Here is a 15,667-nt window from a genome sequence, read left to right on the forward strand (position 1 = left end):
AAGTCAGGCTTCTAACAACGTTAAGTCTTTAAAAGTATTAAGCTTCTAAGAACAAGTCACACAACCATTTGATGGCTTGATCATTCATGTTTGGTTTGTTCCATACTAGGCTGTACGCCACTTTTCCGTAATCGAAGGGAAGTGGCTTACTCACCAAACCTTGTGCTTGTTTTGCATGCTCAGCCCATTGCTTTGAACAGGTGAACAAGAAAGGCGTGTGATGGCAAAGCACGGCTGCAGCACCAAAGTCCGCTACCGATATCGCCATCTCTCTCGGCTGGTGGCATTGAACTAAGTTTTGCTCAAAGTAAGGCTGAGACAGTTCGTTATCTAAAATACCTATGTGCTTGTAATCCAAATAGCCCTCGACCGTCAGTTCTTGCTGAGCGAGCGGGTGGTGGGCACCCATCAAACACACCATCTCATCGGGCAGAATGGTTTCCCATACCAGCTCTTTATTATCTGTCGGTGGTTGGGATATATCGTGAGGCAATAAGATCAAATTCACCTTGCCGCTAAGCAAAGCATCGAAGCCAAGTTGCTGTTTCGAATAGATATTGAGTTTCGCTTTAGGCGCAAGTTCAGTGGTGATTTTACTGATCTTTGAGGCGAACACTTCAAAGGTGCTTTCACGCATCGAGAGCGAAAAGCTGCCTTGGTACTCCTCTGGAGTAAAACTCTTCTGATGAAGGAGTCCATTCATACTGGAAAGAATGGCATGAACGGTTGGGGCTATCTTTAAGGCAAAAGGTGTTGGGATTAGCTTGGTGCCGTCTCGATAGAAGAGTTCATCGTTAAGGATGTCACGCAGTTGCGAGAGTGTTTTACTTACACTCGAAGGGCTCACACAAAGCTGCTCAGACGTTTGAGTCACACTGTGGGTGTTCAGCATAATATGCAGCGCAGTGAGGTGCTTAAGGCTCACTCTCGATAAGTGTAAGTAATCCATGTGTGACTCACGTATTCAGGTTGGCTTGTGATTTTGCACGAACGACAAAACCGAACAAGCCAAATTGGATTAAGGTTATTTACGAGCTAACTTATGGTGAGCTCGTGAAAAGTGGCCTGCACAGAATGCGCCGACAATCGATAACTCGCCAGCCAGACACAGCGCCGCACATACTTCAGCTAAGGCTTGTGATTTACCGTTACCGTGCAGTCCTAACAAATCGAGACACGCTTTTTGGCTTGGTAACCCAGTACCACCGCCGACAGTTCCCAACATCAGGTTCGGCAGAGTCACGCTCGCGTATAAGCCGCCTTCTTTGTTCAATTCCATACGAGTCATACCAATCGCAGACTCAGCAACACACGCCGCGTCTTGGCCGCAAGCAATGTAAAGAGCAGCAAGTGCATTCGCGTAATGAGCATTGATACCGATAGTGCCGCTCAGAGCGCCGCCCACAGTGGTCATTTGACCAAACTGAACCATTTTCTCTGGCGTGGTATGTAGATACTTAGCAACAAGTTCTGCTGGAATATTAACTTCAGCGGTTACCTTTTTGCCGCGCACGCTGCGCAAGGTTTGGGTATTGGCTTTTTTGTCGCCCGATAAGTTGCCATCAAGGAAAGCATGGTCAGGCTTAACTGGCGTATTCTCAATGATGTATTCAAACACGGCATTGGTTGCGATGGTTACCATGTTCTGACCAGAAGCGTCTCCAGTTAGAAATTCAAACACCAAGTAGACATGGTTGCCTTCGATGTTGATATTGATATCGGTAAGCTTGCCGTGTGATGTGGTTGATTCCGCTAGGGTTTTAAATTGCTCATATTGGGTTACTGCCCAAGCCACAAACTGTCCTGCTTCTACTAAACCTTGGAATGCAAAACCGGGAGTACGTGTTACGCCTTCATTGAGCAACATCGCACTTGCGCCACCACAAGCTGTAATGAGCTTTGAACCACGGTTGTAAGACGCGACAAGCGCAGCCTCAGTGGTCGCGAGTGGTACCAAATAATCACCCTCAGCAAACAGACCATTGACTCTTAATGGGCCTGAGACACCGACAGGCACTTTCACAGTTCCAATGAAGTGTTCGATGTTTTTCTCGTAAGCTTGAATCTGACTTTCGGTATGCGAATCGAGCAGCTCTTTTTGCGATTCAGCGTTATCGAGAGCAGTCCAACGGCGTGTGAGATTCTTTTCTGTCAGGTAGGGGCTAGGTGTCAGCTTATTTACTGGCTTTTCAAAGTGAGGTTGAAGCTTTTTTTCTAATTCGTCTGCGGAGATGTCGCCTCCTAAAATAGAAACATAGTCACGGCGATGCAGATTTAGTTTTGGCATAAATAGTATGAAGTAAAGTTTGTGCAGCAAATTGGTTTGCGCTGATTCTACCGAGTAATAAACCAGAAACAAGCGTCAGATATAATGAGTTACAGTTTGTGTGCTTATTGCGTCAAAAAGCGCCCAAAGTGGTTGAATCAAGTTGATTTAGAACATTGAAAACAAGTGCGAACAGTAAGTATAGCTTAGATGTGGATGTCTAGAAGACTGCCGATCGCTTCGTTTTGACGATCAACCACACTCGCTCCCACACGGTTATAACTGGCACTTTGGGTTAGCTTCAATAGTGAATCGGTTGAGGATGAAATAGGTTCTGGATCTTTGTCTTTAAACGAAATGGATTGTTCAGGCTCTACTTGGTTGAAGCTGAGATCGCTGCCTTTGAAAGCATCATCGGATTCTGGAGTGTGTTTAGAGGCTTGATTGAGTTCGAGCGCGGCTTCTTCAGCCATGTTGTTTGACTGCTGAATAATGGCGTAACCAGATTGAATACCAGATATCGACATAGCAGAACCTTTAATTGACGTGTTGAATAAGTCTAGGTGGACGATATTTTGAGCGCAATGGTGAAGGGGTAAAATTTACAGTGAAACGGAGTACTTAAACTAAAATAGTGACGTCTGTCTATTAACTGAACAGGTCGTTCAACGCATTTAGCTCTTCATCGGTAAGAAGAGTTTGTTGTTCCGTTTCAAGATTACCGTCAATCTCGCCTTGCAATGCTTTTAATTGCTGTGGGCTAAGAAGCTGAATCTGTTGTTTGAATGCTTCGAATTGTTGTGTATTCATAATGTGACCTTGGTGCAAATCCATATGCTCAATTGAGCATAGACTACTGGTGCAGGAAATCAAACAAGATTAAGTGAATATTAAACGAAATTTGTAATTTCCTAGAACTAAGACAACTATAAATTCCTCTGGTCGTTTTTTGTCCGAGAAATGTTAGGTAAAGTTAAGGCTTGGTCAATCAAAGTCAGAAAATTCCTACAACGTAAAAATCGTCTTAACCCTTATGGGGTAAGGGTAGGTAAGCAGTTGCTCTACTCAATTAGAGGTATTGGTAGAGCAACATATAACTGTAACAAATGATCAAAAGGTGTACGATTAATGCTATCTTTTTGTTTTTACAGTATTTTGTTTGTCTATTAAGAATCAGCTTTATCGAGCGGTTTATCAATCTTCACCTTAACCGCAAACTTGGTCGCTAGCGTATGCAGTTCTGGAAGCATTCGATAAATCAAATGGAGCTGTTGTAAGACCATTCTGACAGAGCTTTCATCTTCTTCTCGCCACTCACTTAGACGTTTATCAAGTTCAGGGTCGTATGCATTTTTAACCTCACACTGTTCACGATGTGAATAGAGTTGATCATTCAGAGCATCAAGGTGCTCGTGTATCACACGGTGTGCATCCAGAACGAGCTTGTGTGTGGATTCGTCGTCAATACGCGTTCTGTGCGCGCCCAGTGCCGAAATATAGCTGAGTAGGGCGTGATTCAGCGTTAGAAAGCGAAAGCTCTCATCTTCAGAAGTTCGATATTTACCGGGTTCCACCAACATGTTACTGATAGCACCAGTCAGATTCGCATCGTTATTGTGTGCGCTGCGGCGGGCGATACGGTAATTCAGCGTGTCTTTCTTACCTACACGATATTGGCCAATGATCTGCGCGAGGTAGTTCTTGTTGGAATCAAGAGCATCAGCCATCACTTTATGCAGTCGTTTTGATTGCCAATCAGGTAACACATAAACCACCGCCAATACAGCGAGGGCACAGCCTATGAAGGTATCAGCCAGCCTTGGTAGCACTACGGCGTAGCCTTCGCCAAGTTGGTTAAAGCAGAACAGTACCAACAGAGTGATGAAGCCAGTTGCGAATCCGTAGTTGTTGATACGGAACGCAAAGAACATCACGCCACTGATCACAATGAATACCAATTGGCTTTCTTGAGAAGGGAAGAAGGTCAGTAGTGGAACGCCAATCAATAAGCCTGCAACGGTGCCAATGACACGCGCAGTCAGCTTTTGACGGGTGGCGCTGTAGTTTGGCTGACATACAAATAGCGTCGTCAGTAGAATCCAATAGCCGCGTTCAATGTCAAAACCTTGAATAATTCCGTAACCGAGAGTCAGCGTAATGGCCATACGAATCGCGTGACGAAACAGCATCGAATCTGTATGCAGGTTGGCTTTAATCTTTTGCCACATCGCAGTCAAGGTGTGCGGATTGGTATCGTCTAAGACATCTTCTTCTAACTTCTCTGCATCTGGATTACTGATGTTCGATAGCTGCTTTTCAACCGTTGCGAGGTTATTGAATAGATAATCCAATTGGCTCAGCAATGGCTTCCATTCTGGTTTGTTTTGCTGATGCAGATGATTCAGCGAAGACATCAGTTCATCAAGTGCCAATACTGATTTATCACCGTGTTGGTATTCCGCGCCAACCTTAAGTGAGCTCGCCACTTCTTTACATGCGGTTGCTTGCGCTTCCAGCAGATATTTAAAACGGAACAGCACATCAGAACGCTCAAAGTGTTTGGCTAGTTCTTGATAACGGTAGTGGGTTGAACTCACACGCTCGTGAATATCTTGTGCGATGAAGTAAGTATTTAAGAATCGGTCACTGGGTCCGTCAATGTGTCCGCGTTTAGAGCGATTAAGCAGGGTTGCTTTACACATATTGAGTGCATTGACGGTACTCGCATTTAATTTCGCTTCAATAATGCGGTGTGGTTGAGGGATAAGATCAGATACCGGGTAGAATAGTTCAGCCTTGGAACCCATGTAGGTGCCAATCTGATCGAACACGTTCGCAAGGTTTTGCTGCACAGGTTGCATTGGCCACACAATCTGCCAAATCATCGACATGAAGTAGTACCAAGCTGCACCTGTTAAGAGTAATAACGGCTGGAACCACAAGTTGATGCTCTCATGAGCGCCGAGCATGGTGTAGATAGCAACCAGCAGAGAACCGAAGGCGATGCTGGCGTATTTAGGCCCAATTGCGCCGAGCATGATGAACGAGAATGTGGATGCGAAAAGACCTAATGCGAATAACCAAGGTGTGTCGAACAGCAGTTCAATAGAAAAGGCGGCGATCGCAAAACAGATAAAGGTCAGGGTGAGCGCTTTCAAGCGTCCCGTAAAGCTGTCATCACTTTCTGCTAGTGCAGCGGCGATGACACCTAAGATCAATGGAGTGATGAGTGTGTTTTGCCCATAATACCAAGCAGGAACGACAACACCGAGCAGAGTGATGAGAATTAATACGCTGTAATTTATGGTTTTATTCGCCCAATAGAGGCGTAATTTGGCTGAAAAGTCCACAGTCGCTCACTTGACACACTAAAAACCATAATCCTAACAGAAATCAAGCACAAGAATTTGATACTTATCCATAATTGCCCGTAGGTGGTCATGAAAGCGTCGATAAGATATGAGATATTATTAATTCTCATTGCATCATGATATAAATTCAATATTCCTAATTAAGAGCACACTCCAATGCAGCTAAGCGCTAACAAGACTGCACAGTTTTTTATTCAAAATGAATATCATCAGGTTGAACTTGATGGTTCACGTCTGCTGTTATCTTCAGTGGGCAGTGAAGAACGTATCCCGTTTACTATTTGGAGTGGCAAGATCGCGATAAAGCGCGGATTGTTTTGGGGATCGTTACAGTTTTTTGCTAACCAACAAGACGGTAAACAGCGCAGTTGGTTAGTTCAAGGTTTGCCGTGGGATCAATGTCGTCAGTTTGCACGTACATCGGTTGCCGCTTATCAAAAATGGCACGATACACAGTGTGAACAGTTGGCTGAGCACGTTCCTAAATGGGAAGCCGAATTAACACGCCTAGAGCAGCTTCCTGCCTTCTTACCTCATTCTAAAGTCAACACTTGGGTCGACATGGTCAACGCTGGTTTAGAAAGTATGACCATGACTTTAGAAGAAGCCGCGCAGCGCATGCCGAATCGCATCGCGCGAATGCAGCCTTGGCTATCTGAAACCGAGATCAAGCAAGCCGATCGAAACCAGCAATGGCTAGAGACAGAGAGAAAAAACTGGGAAGTGTTGTTTGCTCAGTGTGAGTCGTCTCCTCTGAACTTATCGCAACAATATGCGATCTTGATGAATGATGATCACAACCTGATTCTTGCAGGGGCTGGCTCGGGTAAAACCAGTGTGTTGACTGCTCGTGTCGCTTATCTTCTGCAAAGTCATCAGGCACAAGCGGAAGAGCTTCTACTGCTCGCATTTGGCCGTGAAGCCGCAGAAGAGATGAAGCAGCGTTTGGATAGCAAAATTGGCTTATCTGCCGAGAAGGTACAAGTGAGTACTTTCCACCAGTTAGGTTTGAAGATCCTGAATCAGGTTGAAACCGAGCGTGTGGTGATTTCTCCATTAGCCTTGGATGACAATCAACGCCAAGCTTGGTGCATTGATTGGTTGAAAAAGCACTGGATGACGCCAACCAACTTCAAACGCTGGCAAAAGCACTTGTCTAAATGGCCAATTGCCTACCTAACGGGTGATGATGAACTTGGCAGCCATGTTTCAAACCTTAAATTGATTGGCTGGCTAGAGAAGCAACTTGAACAGCTGAATGCGTCAGGCCTAACCAAAAAAGAAGTACAGCAGCAGCTTATTGATCACAGAGATTACACGCGCCTTAACAGTGAACTATCCCTGTGTTGGCCTTGTGTGACTGCATGGCAGAAAGCACTGAAAGAAGAGAACCATATCGACTTCTCGACCATGATCAGCCGTGCTACCCAATACGTGGAAAAAGGTAAGTTTATCTCGCCTTGGAAGTTCATCATGATCGATGAGTATCAAGATATCTCACCAGATCGTCTTGCTTTGGTTGAAGCGCTTTGTAATCAGTCGAAAGCTCAGCACCAAGCCTCTATCTTTGCTGTGGGGGATGACTGGCAGTCAATCTACCAATTTGCAGGCGCCGATGTGGATCTCACGACTGGATTTAAAGATCGTTTCGAGAGTTCGACGATTCATCATCTCGACACCACTTACCGATTTAATAATCAGTTAGGTGCGGTTGCCAATCGCTTTGTACAAGAAAACCCGATTCAATTGCCGAAAGAACTGAACAGCTTCAAGCAACAGAAACAAAAGTCGGTGTACAGTGCGCCAAGTAAAGAAGTTGAGAAGATCCTCGACCAATTGAACCGACAGTCTAAGGGCAAAACTAACAAGTCTGTGCTGTTGCTTGGTCGTAACCATTACCACAAACCAGAGTTGTTGGAAGACTGGAAGAAGATTTTTACTTCCATCGATATCAACTTCATGACTTGTCACGCCAGTAAGGGTAAAGAAGCCGATTTTGTGATTATCCTTTGTGTGGACGAAGGGCAGTTCCCGGCGAAGAAGAAACAGTTGCATATTGATGGTGCATTAACGGAATCATCAGACGTATTCCCTTATGCTGAAGAGCGTCGCCTGTTCTACGTGGCAATGACTCGTGCGAAAGAGAAGGTATGGATCACGCACAGCGGAGATGGGTCTGGTTTCGTTCAAGAACTGCATGGTTCGGATTACCCGGTAGTTCGTAAAAAGTGATGCCAATAGAGGTGATCGTCTAAGATTAGATTTTCAAGCCACTTTCGCCTTATTCTTATTAGGTTGAAGTCCGAAAGCAGAAGGAAGCAGATATGGAACATGGCTCAATCAACTACATTGAATTTGCAGCGCGTGACATCACAGCAACCAAGGCGTTTTTCAACCAAGTGTTTGGTTGGAAATTTGAAGATTACGGCCCTGAGTATACTGCTTTTGAAGGTAAAGGCTTAATGGGCGGGTTCTATTTGGCGGATCTAGCCTCCAATGCAGATAAAGGTGCAGCACTGATGGTTTTCTACAGTAAAGACCTTGAGCAGACCGAACGCGATGTGATTGAGGCTGGTGGGGAAGTAAACCGCGAGATATTCAGTTTTCCTGGTGGTCGACGCTTCCACTTTCGAGAGCCTAGCGGCAACGAGATGGCAGTATGGAGTGATAAATAACCTCTACTCAACACTTCTATATTCAGACAATAAAAATATATTCAGACAAGAAAAAGCCTGCGATTAAGCAGGCTTTCTAGTATGTAACGCATTAAACGTAAGCGTTAAGTACGCTCAGCTAGGTACGCTTCGTAATCTGGGATCTCGATGATCACTTCTTCTTCAAGCAATGAAGAGTTAAACAGGAAGTTTGCAGTCGCGCGGTTGGTTGCTACTGGAATGTTCCAAACACTCGCAATACGAAGCAGTGCTTTCACATCTGGGTCGTGTGGAACGGCATTTAGTGGATCCCAGAAGAAAATCAGCATATCGATTTTGCCTTCAGAGATAAGTGCGCCAAGTTGTTGGTCGCCGCCCATAGGGCCACTGATCATGCTCTTAATTGCTAAGCCTGTCTCTTTGCTTAGTAGAGAACCCGTTGTGCCTGTCGCATAAAGGAAGTGGCTTTGTAGCTTCTCTTTATTTTCTTTTACCCATCTAAGTAGCTCAGGCTTGAAGTGGTCGTGAGCAACTAAGGCGATATGCTTATGCGTTGGCATTGTACGTGTTGTTTTTTGCATGAATGTTCCCTAAATTATTGGTCTAATTCTTATTGTTCTAAATTCTTTCTCGAATATATCACTAAGGTTGAACACTGAATACAGGTCGAAACTCAGAAGGTGAGAGCGAGTCGGCAATAACCTGATCTTTTAGTGTTGATGGCGTCAGAATTTCAATTTCTGGCGCTGCATGTTTATCGTATGGCTTTGAGCGCAAGTAATTCGTGGCTTGCTCTACGGACAAGCGTCCTTGTTCAACCATTTTGTCTGTTGGTGAAAACAGTACCTTATGGCGAAGCAACCCGCGGTACACACCGTGGCTGAGATAAGCTGAAACCAATCCAATCTCGTCTGATTTGTCAGCAGCTCTGAGCTCACTGATCGCGGCTTCAATCGCAACCGCACTACCAACAATGTATTTGATTTCAGGCTGCTCAATGACTTGTTGGACTAAGTTTCTCTGCAGCTCTTTGTCATTATCCGCCCAGTAACTTACAGCAATATTAATATCGCTCGATTTTATTGCGTCGTAGAAGCCAAGTGCGACAGGTTTGGTGCCACCACTTGCTTGAGGGCCTAACAACAAAGCAACGTCTGTTTTACCGGTACCTTTAGGGTGTAAGTCGCTTAGGAATTTTCCTGAGTCATATCCCATCTGATACCAATCAACGCCCACCACGCCTTTTAATACTTTTTGTTGTTTTTCACTTAAGGTCAGTTCGTTAACCGTTGCAAAAACTGGGGTAGAGCCTACCCAGTTGGTCAGTGTGTCGTAGTAAGCATCCGGTGATACTGTGCCTAAGATAATGGCGTCAGCACCCCATTTAACACAAAGCTGCATTTGAGAGGCTTGCTTTGAAATGTTCGGGTAACCGCCAGCCTCTAGTACCCGAAGTTCTACATTTTGTTTTTTCGCTTCGGAGATCATGCCGTAGTTTACCGACAACCAGTAAGAGTCTTTTAGGTGAGGGTAGATCGCACAGATCTTTTCTACACCCGCAGAGGTTTCAGCTTTTGGTACAGGGAGCAGCTCAACATGGCTTTCATCCGCTGGTTTGGATATTTTCTTTGAACTTAGCACGACATCGGAGCTTTCCGTCATCAGTGAGTTCAATGGCGCGATTTGTTCTTCTGATGAAGTCGCAGCGAAGGCCGAATTCGCAAATAAGCCAAGTAAAGAGGAAATGATTGTTGTCGCGAGCGTTTTAGATAGCATGAATTGGTGTTTTATTGGCTTTAGATAAGAAACACTACAAAATATAGCGTATTCTGGGTGGGTAAAGAAGATCGTTTTAAGGTTTAAGTTATATGTTGTTAGCCACAGCAAGTATTGGACGCAAGCTACTTGCTTCGTTTTTGGTCATGGCGCTTTTGGTTCTTGTATCGGCATTGATCGGTGTCTCTGGATTTAGCTTTGTGGCGAAAACAGAAAGAAACGTCGTAGATTCTGCGCTCCCTGCGATGATTGAAGCACGACAAGTTTCTGAGCTCAGTAACCGCATTATTTCCTCCGTTCAAACTCTCTCAAACGCCAAGAACGAGCAAGAGAGAAAAGAGGCGGGCACCGTGCTATTCGGCCAACTTGAAGCTCTTCTTACTCATATTAAAGAGTTGGGTGTTGATAGCTTTGACTCCCAACTGCTGCATGAACTTGAGACCCACGTTGAAAGTGTCATCAATACACTGGCAGAGCTGGGTGTATCGGTTGAACGTAAGCTTTGGCTCAACAAAGAGTTGACGGCACGCGTTGAAGAGATGAAGTTCTTGGCTGAAGAGCTGGAACAGCTCACACGTACGCAAGTGTTGAACACCGCAACCATCGCGATTGCGAACGTAACCCATATCTACGACCTGCTAGAAACCAAACAAACCGACAAAGCCTATCAAGCCCTTGATGCATTAGTTGAAGTCGATTTAGATCTTTCTGAGCGCTTACACGAACTTCACCTTCTTGCTTTTAAAATCCTTAACCAGATTGAAGAAACGCAAACCGTTACCAACGTTGAACGCATTCATCAAATCCAATCAGAGTTTGAAGCCAATCTTAAAATCATGGATCGCCGTGTTAAAGCGGTAGAAGACCCGACTCGTTCAGAACAAATGTCATTGCTGCTTGATGAGCTTCGCAAGCGCCAAGTGGTGTTTGATATCTCGCTTGAGCAATATGAGAACACCAAGAAATCTGAATTTTTGATGCAGAATACACTGCAGCTTTTCTCCAAGTTAAACACAACCGTTAACCAATTGGTCGATGATTCAAACCTGAGCACCAAGAAGGCGGTGGACGAGCTGACGTCAACATTGAGTGTTGCACAGTGGTCACTGTCGGTGATTTCGATTATTGGCCTTATTATCGTGGCGTTTATCGTGTGGCGCGTGGTGTATATCTCGGTGGTGAAACGCCTCGCTGAATACTCGACCGCATTAATGTCTATCGCTCAAGGGCGTTTGAATATCGATATTTCGGTAAAAGGTAATGATGAAATTGCTCATATGGGCGAGGCGATCATTACCGCGAGAAACACTGCACAAGCGCTGCAAGTGGTGGCGGTGGGTGAAGCCAAAGCCAAACGTGAGCTTGAAGAACATAAAGAACAACTGGAAGAACTGATTACTGAGCGTACTTATCAACTTCAACAAACCAATGAAAAGCTAAATGTCGAAGTAACCAACCACGCCAAAGCGCGCAGCGCTGCGGAACAAGCAAGCCGAGCGAAGTCTGCTTTCTTGGCGACCATGAGTCATGAAATTCGAACGCCGATGAACGGTGTGTTGGGTACGGCTCGGTTACTGAAAGACACCGGCTTGAATCAGCTGCAATCGGGCTATGCCGATATCATTAACCGCAGTGGTAAGAACCTATTAGCGATCCTTAATGACGTGTTGGATTATTCCAAAATTGAAGCGGGACATTTAGAAGTGCGTGTCGCGTCGTTCGACTTGCATCAAATGGTTCAAGACACCTATCAATTGATGGAAGGGCGAGCATCCGAGAAGAAACTCGACTTTCACTACTTCATTGAGAGTGACGTTCAGCGTTACTGGCGCGGGGATGTCACTCGCATCAGCCAGATCCTCAATAACTTGGTCGGTAACGCCATCAAATTCACCGACAGCGGCTCAGTAGATATTTTTGTTAGCCTTGATCTGGAAGATGAAAACCGTGTGATGTTCGAGGTTTCAGATACTGGTGTTGGTATCGATATCAGTGAACAGAAATGCCTGTTTGATGCGTTTAGCCAAACAGAAAGCGGCCGCAACAAAACTGGTGGCACGGGGCTTGGCTTAGCGATCAGTAAGAGCGTTATGCAAGCTATGAACGGTGATATTGGTGTTCATTCTGAGGAAGGTGAGGGCAGTCAGTTTTGGTTCTCCCTGCCTCTTGAAGTGGGCGAGAAGATTGAAAACAAAGTTACAATTGTTGAAGCCTGTATTCGCGCTAAGGTGCTTCTAATTGAAGACAACCCAGTGAACTGCATAGTTGCGGAAGGCTTCTTGAATAACTTAGGCCACGATGTGGTCATCGCGACAACAGGGCAAGAAGCACGAGCTATATTCAGTGAACAAGAGTTCGATATTGCGTTGGTGGACATCAACTTACCGGATTGCGATGGCGTTGAATTGATTCAACAGTTGAAAGACGATGCAAACCAACACGAACAAGCAGCAACACGTAAAGTGCCACCGATGATTGCTGTATCGGCTCACGTGTTTAACGAAGAAGTCGAAAGCTATTTGTCGTCGGGTTTCGATGGTTTCTTGCCTAAGCCTCTGGAGAAAGAAGCACTTGCAAGGCTGATAGTGACTCAGCTAGATGGCAAGACCTTGTTATTGCCACAGCCTGATCCTAATGATTCGACCTGCAAGAGAAACGAGCATGGGTTTTGTGAAAAGCGCATTGAGAGCGACCTTGTAGCCGAAACCAAAGTTGAACAGCGAGACCAAGAGGAAAGTTCTGTGACCATTTCTGATAGCAAACTGATAATTGATAGCAAAGTAATTGAAGGTGACTTGTCTATTCTTGGTTTGGACAAGATGAAGCAGATTGTGGGGCTATTTGAACAAAGCAGCCTTGAGACGTTAAAAGAAATGGCTGATGCCAATGATGCGGAGAACGCTCGTGAGGTGAAATCGCTCGCGCATAAGCTCAAAGGGTCTGCGGGAAGCTTAGGACTATTAGCCCTGTTTGATGTGTGTAAGAACATTGAGATAAGCAGTGAGCCTTTAACGCAATACAGAGAGAGCTCTGAAGAGTTAACAGAGCTAGTTAGGGAATCTCTAGTGGCACTGCAACAACATGTCTGATGCTGCTTACTCTTTGTGATAAACGAGTTTCTTAGATTAACCTGAGTCCAACTTAAACAAGCAACCATATACAAAAAATCCTCTGCCAAGACAGAGGATTTTTGTTTTTAAATGTTATGTGTGAAAACTAGCGGTTCTCAAAGCGGTTGTAATCCAACAGGCCGAACTCGATAGGTTGCGCTTGTTGATACCAGCGATGAACTCGGTCACTGAACGGCCAAAACTCCGGAGAGCTGCGTCGTACAGCAAACTTATCAAGCAACGCCACGTAGTCTTCTTCCGTGTTCAAGTTCTGTAGCGTTTTAACCAGAGTCGGAATGTCGCTTTCGGTTAGTGATAGGTAAGCCGCTGGGTAGCTGCCTACAACGCCACGTACGAGTGTTAAGTCATCGTTGGCGTAATCGCGGTTACCTTCTTCATTAAACAGGCTCGAAATGTTGCTGTGAGCGTTGTTGTGAATCATGGTAAAGAGTTGCTCTTCGCCATTCTCGCCTTCAATCATGATCATCACCAACTGAGGAACGTGGCGTAAGCCTTCTCCCTTGATTAAGCTAACTTGATTCAAGAGCGCTTCGTTCTTCTTACTAAAGCCTGTTTCGACAATATCAAAACGGTTATTCAGAACTGGCTCGAGCTTTTGTTTGATCATATCCAGCAACTCACGTTTAGGATCGGCCGTTTTGTACACCACGCTGGTTGGCTGATCGAAAGGGGCGATATTACGCTGCAAGAAATCGCTCAATTGTACACTCTGGTTTTGGTACCAGCTTGAGTGCTCAAGGTGGCGAACGTCTTTAGGAAGAAGGGTTAAGAAGTTACTCTCACCTTCGAGACGTAAGAAGTCCATGAACATACGGGTAATCAGCTGGTGGCCGAAGTTTCCGTATACATCGAAGCCAGCAACAAGCAGGTAGTGAATACGCTCGAGTAGGGCGTAATCAAGGATCCACGCCGTTTTAGGTTGTGGCCCAACTAAGCCTTGAACAACGGAAGCGCTGTCAAAGTGTCTGAATATCGTTAAAGCCGCATTCGGGTTGGTGCCATTACCGTCCCAAATGATGCCTGTATCGAGGTTTACGCCACTTTCGAACCATTTGTTAGTGAAGTCTGATTTCGCGTTTAGGTATCGTGCTTGTTGCTTAGAGTAACGCACCCAGTTAGTCGCAGGGACTGTGTTACTTTCCAACTCGCTTGGCAGCTTTAAGTTTTTCTTTTGGCTTGCATAAAAGTCGTTAATCTCTGGGAGATCGGCTTTCTCAGGGTCGATAAAGAACACCCAGAAGCGGTCATTAATTACATTGAGCGCAAGTTGCCCACGACACACTGGCCCTTTAATGTACGCCATGATGGTGTTCTGTGCGTTATCCAACATGAAGTTGAAGCGAGAGTTAACAGGCAGAGCTTCAAACGAAGTCATTGGGTTAGCGGCAACATCAACGTCGTAACTAGGCAGCTTATTTACCACGTAATCAGCATCAACAAACCAAGTGTTCCATTTTTGTAGACGCTCTTCATTTAGCGCGAAAGGCATGTGTGTCTTGTCGACAATGGTGCCTTGCTCTGGAATCAATCGGTAGTAAACGCGAGAAACTTTTGGATCGTCGTAAGGGCGACGAGTCGTAATGCGCTGTACTGCTTCGCCCGGAGGTGTTGTAGAACGAACGATCGAGAAGAAACGTGTTGGCTGCCCTAAATCAGAAAAATAAACGTGAGATAGAAACAGGTGCTCATAGATGTAACGCGCAGAGAGCTGGCTCTTTCTCGAACTCTTATTGAGGAATTTTTCATAGACATTAACCAACTCTTGCTCGGCTTCGCTCAACGGAATATGTTCATTCATTAACGCGCCGTTTTCCAACCAACTCATTAACGTCGCATACTCGGCCTTGTCTAGGTTAGGCATCCCATAAGGCATGCCCCAAGTTGGGTAATCTCTTTCGTATTGAGCGTACTCTTCGATGGTCGGACACTGTTGGTCGCGATCAATCGAGAAGTCGAAACCATCCAACTGCTTTTGGTCTGGAAGCGGATGGTTCTCTTTTTGAATCAGCATTCGAGATACAAGACCCGCATCGAGGTTAGCGGTTGAGTTTTGCATACGCTCGTTAAGCACGGGGTGGAAGTCGGCTTCACGCCACTCTTGAGTGGTCAATGCATCTTCAAATAGGCGAGTCGGGGCAGATGCCGTTAAACGCGTACCTTGATAAACGAGAGCTTTGCTTGCGCCACGATCGATGCCTTCAACTGAAGACATTTTGAGTTGGCAAGGCGCATCATAACAAGCGTGACAAACCACACATCGGTTATCAATGATCGGCTTCACTTCGTTGATGAAGTGTTGTGATTGAGCCGAAAGAATAGGAGCTTGGCGATCGCGTACTTGCTGTTCACCAAACAGCTCGTCAAAGTTTAAACCCGCGTACACGGCACAACCTGAGAAGACGCTAACAAAAGCTAAGATGAAGAGTTTTTTCAAATTCATACGTATTTAGATATTAGGCATTTTCTCTA

At 45.3% G+C, this 15,667-nt stretch carries 11 protein-coding genes; 3 read left to right on the forward strand and 8 right to left on the reverse strand.

The window, feature by feature from the left end; all coding sequences use genetic code 11:
- Positions 1-37: 37 nt before the first annotated feature.
- The 5 genes from FLM53_RS18680 to yccS form a co-directional block, all read right to left on the reverse strand.
- On the reverse strand, positions 38-949 hold the full coding sequence (locus FLM53_RS18680; protein WP_176679885.1) for a LysR family transcriptional regulator: 912 nt from the start codon (positions 947-949) through the stop codon (positions 38-40).
- A 75-nt stretch (positions 950-1,024) separates the two neighbouring features.
- Positions 1,025-2,287, reverse strand: a complete 1,263-nt coding sequence (locus FLM53_RS18685; RefSeq protein WP_176679884.1) for a hydroxymethylglutaryl-CoA reductase — start codon at positions 2,285-2,287, stop codon at positions 1,025-1,027.
- Between the two features lie 185 nt (positions 2,288-2,472).
- Positions 2,473-2,793, reverse strand: coding sequence for a hypothetical protein (locus FLM53_RS18690; RefSeq protein WP_176679883.1), 321 nt, complete (start codon positions 2,791-2,793; stop codon positions 2,473-2,475).
- A gap of 121 nt (positions 2,794-2,914) precedes the next feature.
- Positions 2,915-3,100 (reverse strand): hypothetical protein, encoded by a 186-nt coding sequence (locus FLM53_RS18695; protein WP_017629650.1) that lies wholly within the window; start codon positions 3,098-3,100, stop codon positions 2,915-2,917.
- 332 nt (positions 3,101-3,432) lie between these two features.
- On the reverse strand, positions 3,433-5,616 hold the full coding sequence (yccS, locus tag FLM53_RS18700) for a YccS family putative transporter (RefSeq protein WP_176679882.1): 2,184 nt from the start codon (positions 5,614-5,616) through the stop codon (positions 3,433-3,435).
- 177 nt (positions 5,617-5,793) lie between these two features.
- On the opposite strand from yccS, the gene helD reads away from it, so the two are divergent.
- Both helD and FLM53_RS18710 read left to right on the forward strand, forming a co-directional pair.
- Positions 5,794-7,869, forward strand: coding sequence for a DNA helicase IV (helD, locus tag FLM53_RS18705; RefSeq protein WP_176679881.1), 2,076 nt, complete (start codon positions 5,794-5,796; stop codon positions 7,867-7,869).
- 92 nt (positions 7,870-7,961) lie between these two features.
- Entirely contained in the window at positions 7,962-8,312 is a 351-nt protein-coding gene (locus tag FLM53_RS18710; RefSeq protein ID WP_176679880.1) for a VOC family protein, read from the forward strand.
- Positions 8,313-8,416: 104 nt separating this feature from the next.
- On the opposite strand, the gene FLM53_RS18715 is transcribed toward FLM53_RS18710, so the two are convergent.
- Both FLM53_RS18715 and torT read right to left on the reverse strand, forming a co-directional pair.
- Positions 8,417-8,872, reverse strand: coding sequence for a methylglyoxal synthase (locus FLM53_RS18715; RefSeq protein ID WP_017632301.1), 456 nt, complete (start codon positions 8,870-8,872; stop codon positions 8,417-8,419).
- Between the two features lie 61 nt (positions 8,873-8,933).
- Positions 8,934-10,067, reverse strand: coding sequence for a TMAO reductase system periplasmic protein TorT (torT, locus tag FLM53_RS18720; protein ID WP_256099330.1), 1,134 nt, complete (start codon positions 10,065-10,067; stop codon positions 8,934-8,936).
- A 92-nt stretch (positions 10,068-10,159) separates the two neighbouring features.
- On the opposite strand from torT, the gene torS reads away from it, so the two are divergent.
- The gene (torS, locus tag FLM53_RS18725; RefSeq protein WP_176679879.1) at positions 10,160-13,156 is read left to right on the forward strand and encodes a TMAO reductase system sensor histidine kinase/response regulator TorS; all 2,997 of its coding nucleotides are present in this window, start codon (positions 10,160-10,162) and stop codon (positions 13,154-13,156) included.
- 127 nt (positions 13,157-13,283) lie between these two features.
- Here the strand turns inward: torS and FLM53_RS18730 are convergent, their stop codons facing one another.
- Positions 13,284-15,638 (reverse strand): fatty acid cis/trans isomerase, encoded by a 2,355-nt coding sequence (locus FLM53_RS18730; protein WP_176679878.1) that lies wholly within the window; start codon positions 15,636-15,638, stop codon positions 13,284-13,286.
- Positions 15,639-15,667 lie beyond the last annotated feature (29 nt).

Source organism: Vibrio sp. Scap24 (assembly GCF_013394185.1).
Taxonomy (GTDB): Bacteria; Pseudomonadota; Gammaproteobacteria; order Enterobacterales; family Vibrionaceae; genus Vibrio; species Vibrio pomeroyi.

Bases quoted from the DNA above. Each gene is read 5' to 3' on its own strand.
- FLM53_RS18680 (WP_176679885.1), bottom strand. From the start codon at position 949: ATGGATTACTTACACTTATCGAGAGTGAGCCTTAAGCACCTCACTGCG.
- FLM53_RS18685 (WP_176679884.1), bottom strand. From the start codon at position 2,287: ATGCCAAAACTAAATCTGCATCGCCGTGACTATGTTTCTATTTTAGGA.
- FLM53_RS18690 (WP_176679883.1), bottom strand. From the start codon at position 2,793: ATGTCGATATCTGGTATTCAATCTGGTTACGCCATTATTCAGCAGTCA.
- FLM53_RS18695 (WP_017629650.1), bottom strand. From the start codon at position 3,100: ATGGATTTGCACCAAGGTCACATTATGAATACACAACAATTCGAAGCA.
- helD (WP_176679881.1), top strand. From the start codon at position 5,794: ATGCAGCTAAGCGCTAACAAGACTGCACAGTTTTTTATTCAAAATGAA.
- FLM53_RS18710 (WP_176679880.1), top strand. From the start codon at position 7,962: ATGGAACATGGCTCAATCAACTACATTGAATTTGCAGCGCGTGACATC.
- FLM53_RS18715 (WP_017632301.1), bottom strand. From the start codon at position 8,872: ATGCAAAAAACAACACGTACAATGCCAACGCATAAGCATATCGCCTTA.
- torT (WP_256099330.1), bottom strand. From the start codon at position 10,067: ATGCTATCTAAAACGCTCGCGACAACAATCATTTCCTCTTTACTTGGC.
- torS (WP_176679879.1), top strand. From the start codon at position 10,160: ATGTTGTTAGCCACAGCAAGTATTGGACGCAAGCTACTTGCTTCGTTT.
- FLM53_RS18730 (WP_176679878.1), bottom strand. From the start codon at position 15,638: ATGAATTTGAAAAAACTCTTCATCTTAGCTTTTGTTAGCGTCTTCTCA.